Genomic DNA, 12,473 nt, shown 5'->3' on the forward strand with positions numbered 1-12,473 from the left:
TCGGACGCGAAGCGTCAGACGCGGCGGCGCTTGGGAGGGCGGCAGCCGTTGTGCGGGGTGGGGGTGACGTCCTGGATCGAGCCGACCTCGAGGCCAGTGGCCTGGAGGGAGCGGATCGCGGTCTCACGGCCGGAGCCGGGACCCTTGACGAAGACGTCAACCTTGCGCATGCCGTGCTCCTGCGCGCGACGGGCGGCCGACTCGGCGGCCATCTGCGCGGCGAAGGGGGTGGACTTGCGCGAGCCCTTGAAGCCGACGTGGCCGGCGGAGGCCCAGGAGATCACGTTGCCCGAGGGGTCCGTGATCGAGACGATCGTGTTGTTGAACGTGCTCTTGATGTGGGCGTGCCCATGAGCGACGTTCTTCTTTTCCTTGCGGCGCACCTTCTTGACAGCGCCCTGACGACCCTTGGGGGGCATCTATAACTCCTACGGGAGGTGGTCGGTCCTACAGCGAAGACCGCTGGTAAGCGTCCGGCTGAGGACTACTTCTTGCCCGGCTTCTTCTTGCCGGCGATCGCGCGACGCGGGCCCTTGCGGGTACGAGCGTTCGTGCTGGTGCGCTGGCCGTGAACCGGCAGGCCGCGGCGGTGACGCAGACCCTGGTAGCAGCCGATCTCGACCTTGCGGCGGATGTCGGCCTGCACCTCGCGACGGAGGTCACCCTCGGTCTTGAAGTTGACGTCGACGTACTCGCGGATCTTGACGAGGTCTTCCTCGGCCAGGTCACGAACGCGCGTGTCGGGGTTCACGCCGGTAGCGGCGAGAGTCTCCTGGGCACGGGTGCGACCGATGCCGAAGACGTAGGTGAGGGCGACCTCGATACGCTTTTCGCGCGGGAGGTCAACGCCTTCAAGGCGTGCCATGCATGGCTCCTGTTTGCTCGGAGGTCTTCCGCAGAACCGCTCCGTGGCCACCGACCACTCCCGTCAGGGAGCGTTACGGACCAGGTCCCCGGCCTCCGCCGGAGGTATCAGCACCCGAGGGCACTGGGTTCTGCGTAATTACGTTTTTACGTGCGTCGCGCGAAGTACTGCGAGATGCAGGGGGTCGTGCGTCAGCCCTGGCGCTGCTTGTGGCGCAGGTTGTCGCAAATGACCATGACCCGGCCGTGACGGCGGATCACCTTGCACTTGTCGCAGATCTTCTTGACGCTCGGCTTGACCTTCATGAAAGTGAGGTTCTCCGGGTCAGTGCCACCGCCCCGCTGACACGAGGCGTGGGCAAGATCTACTTGTACCGGTAGACGATCCGGCCACGCGTGAGGTCGTACGGAGAAAGCTCCACCACGACCCGGTCATCCGGGAGGATGCGGATGTAGTGCATACGCATCTTGCCGCTGATGTGCGCTAGGACTTTGTGACCGTTCTGAAGTTCCACCTTGAACATTGCGTTCGGGAGGGACTCGATCACGGTGCCCTCGATTTCGATGGCACCTTGCTTCTTGGCCACGCTTCGCCCTTCGAATCGGCTACCTTGATCGACTTACGCATCCGTATGCAGGCATACGGGTACACGTGAGCCGACGAGTCAGTCTACGTCAGGCACCCGGAAAAGACGAATCCGGGGAGTTTGCCCAACTGTCAAGATCGTTAAGCTGTTCGGTCCAGCGCTCGTCCGGGCTCAGCCCATCGGATCCGGCGCCGTCGTGACCCCGTACTCCGCCAGCTTCGCCTTGCCGCCGTCCACCGCGGTCAGGACCAGCGGTCCCTCCTCGGTCAGCGCCACCGAGTGCTCCCAGTGCGAGGACCAGGTCCCGTCCGTCGTGACGACGGTCCAGTTGTCCTCCAGGACGTCCGTCTGCGCCGTACCGAGGCTCACCATCGGCTCGATCGCCAGGCAGAAGCCGGGCACCAGCTTCGGGCCCTTGCCGCGCTTGCGCGTGACGTAGTTCAGCAGGTGCGGGTCCATGTGCATCTCGGAGCCGATGCCGTGGCCGCCGTAGTCCTCGATGATCCCGTACTTGCCCGTCGCCGGACGCGGCTGCCGGCGGATGTACGACTCGATCGCCTTGGAGATGTCGACGAGCCGGTTGCCCAGCTTCATCGCGGCGAGGCCGGCCCACATCGACTCCTCGGTCACCCGGGAGAGCTCGACCAGCTCGGGCGCGTGTCCCGTACCGACGAAGGCGGTGTACGCCGCGTCGCCGTGCCAGCCGTCGACGATCGCGCCGGCGTCGATCGAGATGATGTCGCCGTCCTTCAGGACGGTCTTCTCGTCCGGGATGCCGTGGACGACGACCTCGTTCACCGAGGTGCAGATGGTGGCGGGGAAACCGCCGTACCCGAGGAAGTTCGACTTCGCACCGTGCTCGGCGAGCACCTTGCGGGACACCTCGTCCAGGTCCCTGGTGGTGGCGCCCGGTACGGCCGCCTCACGCGTGGCCGCGTGGACGGCGGCGACGACCAGCCCCGCCTCACGCATCTTCGCGATCTGCTCGGGGGTCTTGATCTCCACCATGCGTGTGCCTTCCACATTCGCTGTAACTACTTGTACCCGCCCAACAGTACGGCCGCGGCGCCTCTCGGACACCGCGGCCGCAACCGTTGTACTGCTTGCTCGATCAGCCCTCGTCGGAGGACTTCTTCAGGGCTTCCATCGCACGCTTGGTCACTTCGTCGACCTTGCCCAGCGCGGAGATGGTGACCACCAGGCCCTGAGCCTTGTAGTGGTCGATGATCGGCTCGGTCTCGCTGTGGTAGACCTCCAGCCGGCGCCGCACCGTTTCCTCGGTGTCGTCGCCACGCTGGTAGAGCTCGCCGCCGCAGACATCACAGACGCCGTCCTGCTTGGGCGGGCTGTACGTCACGTGGAAGACGTGGCTCGAGTCGTTGCGGCAGGTACGGCGACCCGCGATCCGCTTCACGACCTCGTCCTCGGGGACTTCCAGGTCCAGTACGCCGTCCAGCTGCTGCCCGTCGGCCTTGAGCGACTCGTCGAGCGCGACGGCCTGCGAAACGTTTCGCGGGAAGCCGTCCAGCAGGAACCCGCCCTCGGCGTCGGGCTGGGCCATGCGGTCCTTGGCCATCCCGATGGTGACCTCGTCCGGTACCAGGTTGCCGGCGTCCATGAAGGCCTTCGCCTGCTTGCCGAGGGCCGTGCCCTGGCTGATGTTGGCGCGGAAGAGGTCGCCCGTGGAGATGTGCGGGATCGACAGGTTCTTGGCAAGGAACGCAGCCTGCGTTCCCTTGCCGGCACCGGGCGGCCCGACGAGGACGATTCGCATCAGCGGAGGAACCCTTCGTAATTGCGCTGCTGGAGCTGGCTCTCGATCTGCTTCACGGTCTCCAGACCCACACCCACGATGATGAGGATGCTTGTCCCGCCGAAGGGGAAGTCCTGGTTCGCGCCGAAGCTCGCCAACGCCATCGTCGGCACAAGAGCGATCAGACCCAGATACAGCGAGCCCGGCCAAGTGATCCGGTTGAGCACGTAGCTCAGGTACTCGGCGGTAGGCCGACCTGCCCGGATACCCGGGATGAAGCCACCATACTTCTTCATGTTGTCGGCGACTTCCTCGGGGTTGAACGAAATCGCCACATAGAAGAAGGCGAAGAACACGATCAACAGGAAGTACGTGGCGATGTAGATGGGCTTGCCATCGACGAAGTTCGCCTGAATCCACGTGCCCCAGCTGGTACTTCCGCCGCCACCGCTGAACTGGACGATGAGCATGGGGATGTAGAGCAGCGACGAGGCGAAGATGACCGGGATCACACCGGCCTGGTTCACCTTGAGCGGGATGTACGTCGACGTACCGCCGTAGGACTTGCGCCCGATCATGCGCTTCGCGTACTGCACCGGGATCCTGCGCTGCGCCTGCTCGACGAAGACCACGAGGCCGACCATGGCGAAGCCGACGAGCATCACGATGCCGAACTCGATCCAGCCGTCGGCGAGTTCGCCCTTCTTCTTGATGGTCCACAGGGCGCCGGGGAAGCCGGCGGCGATCGAGATGAACATCAGGATCGACATGCCGTTGCCGATGCCCCGGTCGGTGACGAGCTCACCGAGCCACATGACGGCCGCGGTGCCCGCGGTCATCGTGACGACCATCACGAGGGTGATGAAGATGGACTTGTCCGGCACGATCTGGTCCGCGACCTGACAGCCCTGGAAGATCGCGCCGTTACGGGCGGTGGCCACCAGGCCCGTGCCCTGAAGCACCGCGAGGGCCACCGTCAGATAACGCGTGTACTGCGTGATCTTGGCGGTACCGGACTGCCCCTCCTTCTTGAGCGCCTCGAGCCGCGGGATCACCACGGTCAGAAGCTGGAGGATGATGCTCGCCGTGATGTACGGCATGATGCCGAGCGCGAAGATCGTGATCTGCAGCAGGGCGCCACCACTGAACAGGTTGACGAGCCCGAAGAGCCCGCCTGTCTCCGCCTGGTCGACGCAGATCTGCACGTTCTTGTAGTTGACGCCGGGAACCGGAACGTGGGCCCCGAGCCTGTACAGCACGATGATGCCCAGTGTGAAGAGCAGCTTCTTGCGCAGGTCGGGCGTCTTGAACGCCCGGGCGAACGCGGTGAGCACGGTGCCTCCTGCGACCCCCGCGCTACTGCGTCAGAGGTGACGGTATTGAGGATCGACGAATCCGACGAAAAACGATTAGCAGTCAAAAGCCGTGCGGACGCACCGCACGGAAGTTAACGGTGCACGCCACCATACCGGCGACCATGCCCCCCTAGGAACGACCAACCGGGGATGCCCCTTTTGGGAGGCATCCCCGGTCGGTGTTCAAGCCATCGGGCTCGTCTCTCAGACGAGCTCGGTGACGGTGCCGCCAGCGGCAGCGATCTTCTCCTTGGCGGAGGCGGAAACGGCGTCAACCGTCACCGTCAGCGCCACGGAGATCTCGCCGGCGCCGAGCACCTTGACGAGTTCGTTCTTACGAACCGCACCCTTGGCGACCAGATCGGCCACCGTGACCTCTCCACCCTGCGGGTAGAGGTCGGCGAGCTTGTCCAGGTTCACGACCTGGTACTCGGTGCGGAACGGGTTCCGGAAGCCCTTGAGCTTCGGCAGACGCATGTGGAGGGGCATCTGCCCGCCCTCGAAGCGCTGCGGAACCTGGTAACGGGCCTTGGTGCCCTTGGTGCCACGACCTGCGGTCTTACCCTTGGACGCCTCGCCACGACCCACACGGGTCTTGGCGGTCTTGGCGCCCGGGGCGGGCCGGAGGTTGTGGACCTTCAGCGGGTTGTTCTCCGCCATGTCAGTCGACCTCCTCAACCGTCACGAGGTGGCGGACGGTGTGAACCATTCCGCGGAACTCGGGGCGGTCCTCCTTGACAACCACGTCGTTCAGGCGCTTGAGCCCGAGCGAACGCAGGGTGTCGCGGTGGTTCTGCTTGCTGCCGATGTACGACTTCGTCTGCGTGATCTGGAGACGGGCCATTACGCACCCGCTCCCGCACGCGCACGGAGCAGGGCCGCGGGGGCCACGTCCTCGAGGGGCAGACCACGGCGAGCCGCGATCTCCTCGGGACGCTGCAGGCCCTTGAGGGCCGTCACAGTCGCGTGAACGATGTTGATCGGGTTCGACGAGCCGAGCGACTTCGACAGGATGTCGTGAACGCCGGCGCACTCGAGCACGGCTCGCACCGGGCCACCGGCGATAACGCCGGTACCGGGGGAAGCCGGCTTGAGCAGGACGACGCCCGCAGCCTTCTCGCCCTGAATCGGGTGAGGGATGGTGCCCTGGATGCGCGGAACCTTGAAGAAGGACTTCTTCGCCTCTTCAACGCCCTTGGCAATGGCCGCGGGAACTTCCTTGGCCTTGCCGTATCCGACGCCTACAGTGCCGTCACCGTCGCCCACCACGACCAGCGCGGTGAAGCTGAAGCGGCGACCACCCTTGACAACCTTGGCAACGCGGTTGATCGCGACAACGCGCTCAACGTAAGCGGTCTTCTCGGCGGCAGCGCCACCGTCGCGACCCTTCCGGTCCCGCCGCTCGCCGCCACCGGCACCGCTTCCGCGGCGCTGGGGTCCAGCCATTGGATTTACCTCTCTCTGTTACGTCCGTTAGTCCCGGAACCGGGGCTTAGAACTTCAGCCCGGCTTCGCGGGCGGCGTCAGCCAGAGCGGCAATGCGCCCGGCGTACCTGTTGCCACCACGGTCGAACACGACGACCTCGACGCCGGCAGCCTTCGCGCGCTCGGCGACGAGCGCGCCAACCTGCTGGGCCTGGGCGCTCTTGTCGCCTTCGCCACCACGGATCGAGGTGTCCAGGGTCGACGCCGAAGCGAGCGTGTGGCCCGCGATGTCGTCGATGACCTGCGCGACAATGTTGCGGTTGGAACGCGTCACGACCAGGCGCGGACGCTCCGGCGTACCGGAGACGTGCTTGCGAACCCGGATGTGGCGGCGCTTGATGGCAGCGCGCTTGTACGCGTCACCCTTGGCGATCTTTACACCGTATGCCATGGCTTACTTACCCGCCTTTCCAACCTTGCGGCGGATAACCTCGCCGGCGTACTTGACGCCCTTGGCCTTGTACGGGTCGGGCTTCCGCAGCTTGCGGATGTTAGCGGCGACCTCGCCGACCTTCTGCTTGTCGATGCCCTCGACGCTGAGCTTCGTGGGCGACTCGACCTTGAAGGTGATGCCCTCGGGGGCCTCAACGACGATCGGGTGGCTGTAGCCCAGGGCGAACTCCAGGTTGGAGCCCTTCGCCTGGACGCGGTAACCGACACCGCTGATCTCGAGCGCCTTCGTGTAACCCGTGGTCACGCCGGTGATCATGTTCGCCACCAGCGTGCGGGACAGGCCGTGGAGGGCCTTGTTCTGACGCTCGTCGTTGGGGCGCAGCACCGCAAGGGTGCCGTCCTCGCCCTTGGTGACCTCGATCGGCGCGGCGACGGTGTGCGAGAGGGAACCCTTGGGGCCCTTCACCGCGACCGTGCGGCCATCGATGGTGACGTCCACACCGGCGGGAACCTGGATGGGGAGCTTGCCGATTCGCGACATTAGCTTTTCCTCCGTTCCCGACTACCAGACGTAGGCGAGGACTTCCCCACCTACGCCCTTCTTGCCTGCCTGCTGGCCGGTCAGAAGACCGTGGGACGTGGAGATGATCGCCACGCCCAGGCCGCCAAGGACCTTCGGCAGGTTGGTGGACTTCGCGTAAACGCGCAGACCCGGCTTCGAGATCCGCTTGATGCCCGCAATGGAGCGCTCACGGTTCGGGCCGAACTTCAGCTCGAGGACGAGGGACTTGCCAACTTCGGCATCCTCGACCTTCCAGCCAGTGATGAAGCCCTCCTGCTGGAGGATCTCCGCGATGTGCGACTTGATCTTGCTGTGCGGCATAGCCACGGTGTCGTGGTACGCCGAGTTCGCGTTACGCAGACGAGTCAGCATGTCCGCGATCGGATCAGTCATGGTCATGAATTGGCCTTCGGCCTCTCTCGCCGGGGTTTCCTGTATGCGCCATCCCTCTCCCCACTCAGTGGCGGGACGGGTGCGGTGCGGGGACCTACGGCGTAGTAAGTCGGTCAGGGCGGCAGGCGCCCAACCCTTCAAGCCTACGGCATTCGGGGGAGGGCTCCTGCCGACCAGATACTTACCGAGAGCTTCGGGAAATCCGTACGCCCAAAGGGCAGTACTGGATTACCAGGAGCTCTTGGTCACGCCCGGCAGCTCGCCACGGTGAGCCATCTCACGAAGGCACACGCGGCACAGGCCGAACTTGCGGTAGACGGAGTGCGGCCGGCCGCAGCGCTGGCAACGCGTGTACGCGCGCACAGCGAACTTCGGCTTGCGGGCCGCCTTAGCGATCAGGGCCTTCTTCGCCACGGTCAGTTCTCCTTGAACGGGAAGCCGAGGTGACGAAGGAGGGCACGACCCTCGTCGTCGTTGGTCGCCGTGGTGACCACGGTGATGTCCATGCCCCGGACCCGGTCGATCTTGTCCTGGTCGATCTCGTGGAACATGACCTGCTCCGTGAGACCGAAGGTGTAGTTGCCACGGCCGTCGAACTGCTTCGGCGACAGACCACGGAAGTCACGGATACGCGGCAGCGCGAGCGACAGCGTACGGTCCAGGAACTCCCACATGCGGTCACCGCGGAGGGTGACGTGGCAGCCGATCGGCTGACCCTCGCGCAGCTTGAACTGCGCGATGGACTTCCGGGCCTTGGTGACGGCCGGCTTCTGGCCCGTGATCGTGGTGAGGTCGCGAATGGCGCCATCGATCAGCTTGGAGTCGCGGGCGGCGTCGCCCACACCCATGTTGACCACGATCTTGACGAGACCGGGGATCTGCATGACGTTCTCGTACGAGAACTCTTCACGCAGCTTGCCCGCGATCTCCTCGCGGTAGCGCAGCTTGAGGCGCGGTGCGGTGGTGGTAGTCATCAGATGTCCTCACCGGTCCGCTTGGCAACGCGGATCTTGTTGCCCTCGTCGTCAAAGCGGTAGCCGACGCGGGTAACGACCTTCTTGCCGTCCTTCTCCACAACCAGCTGAACGTTGCTGACGTGGATCAGGGCCTCGGTCGTCACAATGCCACCGGTCTGCGAACCGCGAGCGGTCTGACCGGCCTTGGTGTGCTTCTTGACCCGGTTGACACCCTCGACCAGGACACGGTTCTCGCGGGGCACGGCCAGAATGACCTTGCCCTGCTTGCCCTTGTCCTTACCGGTGATGACCTGAACCAGGTCGCCCTTCTTGATCTTCATGCTTACAGCACCTCCGGCGCGAGCGAGATGATCTTCATGAACTTCTTCTCGCGCAGCTCACGGCCCACCGGGCCGAAGATACGGGTGCCACGAGGGTCGCCGTCGTTCTTGAGAATGACAGCGGCGTTCTCGTCGAAGCGGATGTACGAGCCGTCCTGGCGGCGGCGCTCCTTGACGGTGCGAACGATGACAGCCTTGACGACGTCACCCTTCTTCACGTTGCCGCCGGGGATCGCGTCCTTGACGGTGGCGACGATGACGTCGCCGATGCCCGCGTAGCGGCGACCCGAGCCACCGAGAACACGGATGGTGAGAATTTCCTTCGCACCCGTGTTGTCGGCGACGCGCAGTCGCGACTCCTGCTGGATCACGTCTATCTCCTGATCGTCTGCCGGTTCCCGGCAGGGGCACCGAAATGCCCCTGCCGAGCCTGGCGGAACTGCCCTGAGGGAAACCCCTCAGGGGTTTTTACTTGGCCTTCTCGAGGATCTCGACGATGCGCCAGCGCTTGCTCGCCGACAGCGGACGCGTCTCCATGATGAGGACGCGGTCGCCGACGCCTGCGGCGTTGGACTCGTCGTGAGCCTTGAGCTTGTTCGTACGGCGGATGACCTTGCCGTACAGCGCGTGCTTGACGCGGTCCTCGACAGCGACGACGACAGTCTTGTCCATCTTGTCGCTGACGACGAGACCCTCACGGGTCTTGCGGAAGCCGCGGTCGGTGTTGGTCTCAGTCACAGTCTTCTCGCTCATCAGGCGCTCTCCACCGTCTCGATGCCCAGCTCGCGCTCACGCATCAGGGTGTAGATCCGGGCGATGTCCTTACGGACGGACTTGAGCCGGCCGTGGTTCTCGAGCTGTCCGGTCGCCGCCTGGAAGCGGAGGTTGAACAGTTCTTCCTTGGCCTCACGGAGCTTGGCGACGAGGTCCTCGTCGTTCAGCTCGCGCAGCTCAGTCGCCTTCGTACCGGCCACCATCACGACTCACCTGCCTCGCGCCGAACAATCCGGCACTTCATCGGAAGCTTGTGAGCAGCGCGGGTGAGCGCCTCACGAGCAATCTTCTCGTTCGGGTAGGACAGCTCGAACATGACCCGGCCCGGGTGCACGTTCGCGATCCACCACTCGGGAGAACCCTTACCGGAACCCATGCGGGTCTCGGCGGGCTTCTTCGTCAGCGGACGGTCCGGGTAGATGTTGATCCAGACCTTGCCGCCACGCTTGATGTGGCGGGTCATCGCGATACGAGCAGCCTCGATCTGGCGGTTCGTCACGTAGGCCGGGGTCAGCGCCTGGATGCCGTACTCGCCGAATGCGACCTCAGTGCCACCCTTCGCCATACCGCGGCGCTTGGGGTGGTGCTGCTTGCGGTGCTTGACCCTACGAGGGATCAGCATTTCGGTCAGGCCTCCGTTCCGGTGCTCTCAGCCGGAGCAGCGGCGGCGGGAGCGTCGGCCTTGGGGGCCTCTGCTGCCGGTGCGCCCTGCTGCGGCTTGCGGCCGCGGCCGCCACGCTCGCCACCACGACCACCACGGCCACCGGCCGGACGGTCGGCCGCGCCGCCACCACGGGCCGGGCGGTTACCCGCACGGGCCGCGGCGTTCTCGGCACGGACCTCGGCGATGTTCTTGACGTCGCCCTTGTAGATCCAGACCTTCACGCCGATACGGCCGAAGGTGGTCTTGGCCTCGAAGAAGCCGTAGTCCACGTTCGCGCGCAGCGTGTGCAGCGGCACACGACCCTCGCGGTAGAACTCGGACCGGGACATCTCGGCGCCGCCGAGACGGCCACCACACTGGATCTTGATGCCCTTGGCGCCGGCCTTCATCGTGCCCTGCATGCTCTTACGCATGGCGCGACGGAAGGAGACGCGGGAGGAGAGCTGCTCGGCAACGGCCTGAGCAACCAGCTGAGCGTCCATCTCGGGGTTCTTGACCTCGAGGATGTTCAGCTGGACCTGCTTGCCCGTGAGCTTCTCGAGGTCGCCGCGGATGCGGTCGGCCTCGGCGCCACGGCGGCCGATGACGATGCCCGGACGTGCGGTGTGGATGTCCACACGCACGCGGTCACGGGTGCGCTCGATCTCAACCTTCGAGATGCCGGCGCGCTCCATGCCGGACGTCATCATCCTGCGGATGGCGACGTCTTCCTTGACGTAGTCCTTGTACAGCTTGTCGGCGTACCAACGGGACTTGAAGTCCGTGGTGATGCCGAGCCGGAACCCGTGCGGGTTTACCTTCTGGCCCATTACCGGGAACCTTCCTTGCTGCTGACGACCACGGTGATGTGGCTGGTCCGCTTGCGGATCCGGTAGGCACGGCCCTGAGCACGCGGACGGAACCGCTTCAGGGTCGGGCCCTCGTCGACGTACGCCTCGCTGATGACCAGCGAGGAGGCGTCCGTGTGGTCGTAGTTGTGCGCAGCGTTGGCAATGGCGCTGTCAAGCACCTTGCCGACCGGCACGCTCGCGGCCTGCGCGGCGAAACGCAGGACCGCCTGAGCCTCCGTGGCATCCATGCCACGGATAAGGTCCACCACGCGGCGGGCCTTCATGGGCGTGACGCGGATGTACCGCGCCTGGGCCCTGGCTTCCATGGTTGTCCCTTCGGTGTCGTTCATAGTCATCGCACCCCGCCTTAGCGGCGCTTCGACTTGCGGTCGTCCTTGACGTGGCCGCGGAAGGTGCGGGTCGGCGCAAACTCGCCGAGCTTGTGGCCGACCATCGACTCGGTGACGAACACCGGGACGTGAATCTTGCCGTTGTGCACCGCGATGGTGTGACCCAGCATGCTGGGAATGATCATCGAGCGCCGGGACCAGGTCTTGATGACGTTCTTGGTGCCAGCTTCGTTCTGGACGTCCACCTTCTTTACGAGGTGTCCGTCGACGAAGGGCCCCTTCTTGAGACTGCGCGGCATCTAAACCCGCTCCTAGCGCTTCTTGTTCGACTTGCGGCGGCGGACGATGTACTTGCTCGATGCCTTCTTCGGCGAGCGAGTACGACCTTCCTTCTGACCCCACGGGCTGACCGGGTGACGACCACCGGAAGTCTTGCCCTCACCACCACCGTGCGGGTGGTCAACGGGGTTCATCGCGACACCACGAACGGTCGGGCGGACGCCCTTCCAGCGCATGCGGCCGGCCTTGCCCCAGTTGATGTTCGACTGCTCGGCGTTGCCGACCTCGCCAATCGTGGCGCGGCAGCGGGCGTCGACCAGGCGGATTTCACCGGAAGGCATACGAAGGTGGGCCATCGTGCCCTCCTTCGCCAGCAGCTGCACGGAGGCACCCGCGGAACGGGCGAACTTCGCGCCGCCGCCGGGCCGCAGCTCGATGGCGTGGATGGTCGTACCGACCGGGATGTTGCGCAGCGCCAGGTTGTTGCCGGGCTTGATGTCGGCGCCAGGGCCGTTCTCAATCCGGTCACCCTGCGTGAGCCCACGCGGTGCGATGATGTAGCGCTTCTCGCCGTCTGCGTAGTGCAGAAGCGCGATGCGCGCGGTGCGGTTCGGGTCGTACTCGATGTGCGCGACCTTGGCCGGCACGCCGTCCTTGTCGTGACGACGGAAGTCGATCACGCGGTAGGCGCGCTTGTGTCCGCCACCCTGGTGGCGAACGGTGATCCGACCGGCGTTGTTACGGCCGCCCTTGCTGTGCAGGGGGCGAACCAGCGACTTCTCCGGCGTGGACCGCGTGATCTCGACAAAGTCGGCGACGGAGGAGCCACGGCGGCCCGGCGTCGTCGGCTTGTACTTGCGGATTCCCATTTCTCAGTCCTCGTCCGA

24 protein-coding genes are annotated in these 12,473 nt (G+C 65.2%); all 24 read right to left on the minus strand.

Annotated features, from left to right (window positions below; all coding sequences use genetic code 11):
• Nucleotides 1-14: 14 nt before the first annotated feature.
• The gene (rpsK, locus tag AC1P0E_RS13360) at nt 15-419 is read right to left on the minus strand and encodes a 30S ribosomal protein S11 (RefSeq protein WP_017949643.1); all 405 of its coding nucleotides are present in this window, start codon (nt 417-419) and stop codon (nt 15-17) included.
• A gap of 65 nt (nt 420-484) precedes the next feature.
• The gene (gene rpsM / locus AC1P0E_RS13365) at nt 485-865 is read right to left on the minus strand and encodes a 30S ribosomal protein S13 (RefSeq protein WP_028812356.1); all 381 of its coding nucleotides are present in this window, start codon (nt 863-865) and stop codon (nt 485-487) included.
• Between the two features lie 191 nt (nt 866-1,056).
• Nucleotides 1,057-1,170 (minus strand): 50S ribosomal protein L36, encoded by a 114-nt coding sequence (rpmJ, locus tag AC1P0E_RS13370; RefSeq protein WP_003956441.1) that lies wholly within the window; start codon nt 1,168-1,170, stop codon nt 1,057-1,059.
• Nucleotides 1,171-1,229: 59 nt separating this feature from the next.
• Nucleotides 1,230-1,451, minus strand: a complete 222-nt coding sequence (gene infA / locus AC1P0E_RS13375) for a translation initiation factor IF-1 (protein ID WP_003956442.1) — start codon at nt 1,449-1,451, stop codon at nt 1,230-1,232.
• A 171-nt stretch (nt 1,452-1,622) separates the two neighbouring features.
• A complete protein-coding gene (gene map, locus AC1P0E_RS13380; RefSeq protein ID WP_482742403.1) occupies nt 1,623-2,459 on the minus strand; it encodes a type I methionyl aminopeptidase in 837 nt (278 codons plus the stop codon).
• Between the two features lie 103 nt (nt 2,460-2,562).
• Nucleotides 2,563-3,225 (minus strand): adenylate kinase, encoded by a 663-nt coding sequence (locus tag AC1P0E_RS13385; protein WP_482742404.1) that lies wholly within the window; start codon nt 3,223-3,225, stop codon nt 2,563-2,565.
• A complete protein-coding gene (secY, locus tag AC1P0E_RS13390; protein ID WP_482742405.1) occupies nt 3,225-4,538 on the minus strand; it encodes a preprotein translocase subunit SecY in 1,314 nt (437 codons plus the stop codon). The genes AC1P0E_RS13385 and secY overlap by 1 nt, the downstream gene beginning before the upstream one ends.
• Before the next feature lie 225 nt (nt 4,539-4,763).
• Nucleotides 4,764-5,219 carry a 50S ribosomal protein L15 gene (gene rplO / locus AC1P0E_RS13395; RefSeq protein WP_215135513.1) on the minus strand — a complete coding sequence of 152 codons (456 nt, stop codon included), beginning with the start codon at nt 5,217-5,219 and terminating at the stop codon, nt 4,764-4,766.
• A 1-nt stretch (nt 5,220) separates the two neighbouring features.
• On the minus strand, nt 5,221-5,403 hold the full coding sequence (gene rpmD, locus AC1P0E_RS13400) for a 50S ribosomal protein L30 (protein ID WP_028812361.1): 183 nt from the start codon (nt 5,401-5,403) through the stop codon (nt 5,221-5,223).
• A complete protein-coding gene (rpsE, locus tag AC1P0E_RS13405; RefSeq protein ID WP_028812362.1) occupies nt 5,403-6,005 on the minus strand; it encodes a 30S ribosomal protein S5 in 603 nt (200 codons plus the stop codon). The genes rpmD and rpsE overlap by 1 nt, the downstream gene beginning before the upstream one ends.
• Nucleotides 6,006-6,051: 46 nt before the next feature.
• On the minus strand, nt 6,052-6,435 hold the full coding sequence (rplR, locus tag AC1P0E_RS13410) for a 50S ribosomal protein L18 (RefSeq protein ID WP_482742406.1): 384 nt from the start codon (nt 6,433-6,435) through the stop codon (nt 6,052-6,054).
• A 3-nt stretch (nt 6,436-6,438) separates the two neighbouring features.
• A complete protein-coding gene (rplF, locus tag AC1P0E_RS13415; protein WP_214974336.1) occupies nt 6,439-6,978 on the minus strand; it encodes a 50S ribosomal protein L6 in 540 nt (179 codons plus the stop codon).
• 21 nt (nt 6,979-6,999) lie between these two features.
• A complete protein-coding gene (gene rpsH, locus AC1P0E_RS13420) occupies nt 7,000-7,398 on the minus strand; it encodes a 30S ribosomal protein S8 (RefSeq protein ID WP_028812365.1) in 399 nt (132 codons plus the stop codon).
• Nucleotides 7,399-7,620: 222 nt separating this feature from the next.
• Nucleotides 7,621-7,806, minus strand: a complete 186-nt coding sequence (locus AC1P0E_RS13425; RefSeq protein ID WP_004571834.1) for a type Z 30S ribosomal protein S14 — start codon at nt 7,804-7,806, stop codon at nt 7,621-7,623.
• A gap of 2 nt (nt 7,807-7,808) precedes the next feature.
• Nucleotides 7,809-8,366, minus strand: a complete 558-nt coding sequence (gene rplE, locus AC1P0E_RS13430; protein WP_028812366.1) for a 50S ribosomal protein L5 — start codon at nt 8,364-8,366, stop codon at nt 7,809-7,811.
• Nucleotides 8,366-8,689, minus strand: coding sequence for a 50S ribosomal protein L24 (gene rplX, locus AC1P0E_RS13435; protein WP_069927444.1), 324 nt, complete (start codon nt 8,687-8,689; stop codon nt 8,366-8,368). The genes rplE and rplX overlap by 1 nt, the downstream gene beginning before the upstream one ends.
• A 2-nt stretch (nt 8,690-8,691) precedes the next feature.
• Nucleotides 8,692-9,060, minus strand: coding sequence for a 50S ribosomal protein L14 (gene rplN, locus AC1P0E_RS13440; RefSeq protein WP_003966950.1), 369 nt, complete (start codon nt 9,058-9,060; stop codon nt 8,692-8,694).
• A gap of 97 nt (nt 9,061-9,157) precedes the next feature.
• A complete protein-coding gene (gene rpsQ, locus AC1P0E_RS13445; RefSeq protein WP_482742407.1) occupies nt 9,158-9,442 on the minus strand; it encodes a 30S ribosomal protein S17 in 285 nt (94 codons plus the stop codon).
• Nucleotides 9,442-9,666: a 50S ribosomal protein L29 gene (gene rpmC, locus AC1P0E_RS13450; RefSeq protein ID WP_138894199.1), complete on the minus strand. Its 225-nt coding sequence runs from the start codon at nt 9,664-9,666 to the stop codon at nt 9,442-9,444. Before rpmC ends, rpsQ begins: the two co-directional genes overlap by 1 nt.
• Nucleotides 9,666-10,085 carry a 50S ribosomal protein L16 gene (gene rplP / locus AC1P0E_RS13455; protein WP_028812370.1) on the minus strand — a complete coding sequence of 140 codons (420 nt, stop codon included), beginning with the start codon at nt 10,083-10,085 and terminating at the stop codon, nt 9,666-9,668. Before rplP ends, rpmC begins: the two co-directional genes overlap by 1 nt.
• A gap of 5 nt (nt 10,086-10,090) precedes the next feature.
• Entirely contained in the window at nt 10,091-10,936 is an 846-nt protein-coding gene (gene rpsC / locus AC1P0E_RS13460) for a 30S ribosomal protein S3 (RefSeq protein WP_028812371.1), read from the minus strand.
• Nucleotides 10,936-11,283, minus strand: coding sequence for a 50S ribosomal protein L22 (gene rplV, locus AC1P0E_RS13465; RefSeq protein ID WP_069927445.1), 348 nt, complete (start codon nt 11,281-11,283; stop codon nt 10,936-10,938). Before rplV ends, rpsC begins: the two co-directional genes overlap by 1 nt.
• A 41-nt stretch (nt 11,284-11,324) precedes the next feature.
• The gene (gene rpsS / locus AC1P0E_RS13470; RefSeq protein ID WP_138894198.1) at nt 11,325-11,606 is read right to left on the minus strand and encodes a 30S ribosomal protein S19; all 282 of its coding nucleotides are present in this window, start codon (nt 11,604-11,606) and stop codon (nt 11,325-11,327) included.
• 12 nt (nt 11,607-11,618) lie between these two features.
• Nucleotides 11,619-12,455, minus strand: coding sequence for a 50S ribosomal protein L2 (gene rplB, locus AC1P0E_RS13475; RefSeq protein WP_069927446.1), 837 nt, complete (start codon nt 12,453-12,455; stop codon nt 11,619-11,621).
• Nucleotides 12,456-12,473: the final 18 nt, after the last annotated feature.

This window comes from Streptomyces sp. TRD_SC_5 (assembly GCF_056836825.1).

Bases quoted from the DNA above. Each gene is read 5' to 3' on its own strand.
- rpsQ (WP_482742407.1), bottom strand. From the start codon at position 9,442: ATGAGCGAGAAGACTGTGACTGAGACCAACACCGACCGCGGCTTCCGC.
- rpsK (WP_017949643.1), bottom strand. From the start codon at position 419: ATGCCCCCCAAGGGTCGTCAGGGCGCTGTCAAGAAGGTGCGCCGCAAG.
- rplP (WP_028812370.1), bottom strand. From the start codon at position 10,085: ATGCTGATCCCTCGTAGGGTCAAGCACCGCAAGCAGCACCACCCCAAG.
- map (WP_482742403.1), bottom strand. From the start codon at position 2,459: ATGGTGGAGATCAAGACCCCCGAGCAGATCGCGAAGATGCGTGAGGCG.
- rpsH (WP_028812365.1), bottom strand. From the start codon at position 7,398: ATGACCATGACTGATCCGATCGCGGACATGCTGACTCGTCTGCGTAAC.
- rpsS (WP_138894198.1), bottom strand. From the start codon at position 11,606: ATGCCGCGCAGTCTCAAGAAGGGGCCCTTCGTCGACGGACACCTCGTA.
- rpmD (WP_028812361.1), bottom strand. From the start codon at position 5,403: ATGGCCCGTCTCCAGATCACGCAGACGAAGTCGTACATCGGCAGCAAG.
- rpsM (WP_028812356.1), bottom strand. From the start codon at position 865: ATGGCACGCCTTGAAGGCGTTGACCTCCCGCGCGAAAAGCGTATCGAG.
- rpmC (WP_138894199.1), bottom strand. From the start codon at position 9,666: ATGGTGGCCGGTACGAAGGCGACTGAGCTGCGCGAGCTGAACGACGAG.
- AC1P0E_RS13385 (WP_482742404.1), bottom strand. From the start codon at position 3,225: ATGCGAATCGTCCTCGTCGGGCCGCCCGGTGCCGGCAAGGGAACGCAG.
- rplB (WP_069927446.1), bottom strand. From the start codon at position 12,455: ATGGGAATCCGCAAGTACAAGCCGACGACGCCGGGCCGCCGTGGCTCC.
- rpsE (WP_028812362.1), bottom strand. From the start codon at position 6,005: ATGGCTGGACCCCAGCGCCGCGGAAGCGGTGCCGGTGGCGGCGAGCGG.
- rplR (WP_482742406.1), bottom strand. From the start codon at position 6,435: ATGGCATACGGTGTAAAGATCGCCAAGGGTGACGCGTACAAGCGCGCT.
- rpsC (WP_028812371.1), bottom strand. From the start codon at position 10,936: ATGGGCCAGAAGGTAAACCCGCACGGGTTCCGGCTCGGCATCACCACG.
- rplX (WP_069927444.1), bottom strand. From the start codon at position 8,689: ATGAAGATCAAGAAGGGCGACCTGGTTCAGGTCATCACCGGTAAGGAC.
- rplE (WP_028812366.1), bottom strand. From the start codon at position 8,366: ATGACTACCACCACCGCACCGCGCCTCAAGCTGCGCTACCGCGAGGAG.
- rplF (WP_214974336.1), bottom strand. From the start codon at position 6,978: ATGTCGCGAATCGGCAAGCTCCCCATCCAGGTTCCCGCCGGTGTGGAC.
- rplV (WP_069927445.1), bottom strand. From the start codon at position 11,283: ATGGAAGCCAGGGCCCAGGCGCGGTACATCCGCGTCACGCCCATGAAG.
- rplO (WP_215135513.1), bottom strand. From the start codon at position 5,219: ATGGCGGAGAACAACCCGCTGAAGGTCCACAACCTCCGGCCCGCCCCG.
- rpmJ (WP_003956441.1), bottom strand. From the start codon at position 1,170: ATGAAGGTCAAGCCGAGCGTCAAGAAGATCTGCGACAAGTGCAAGGTG.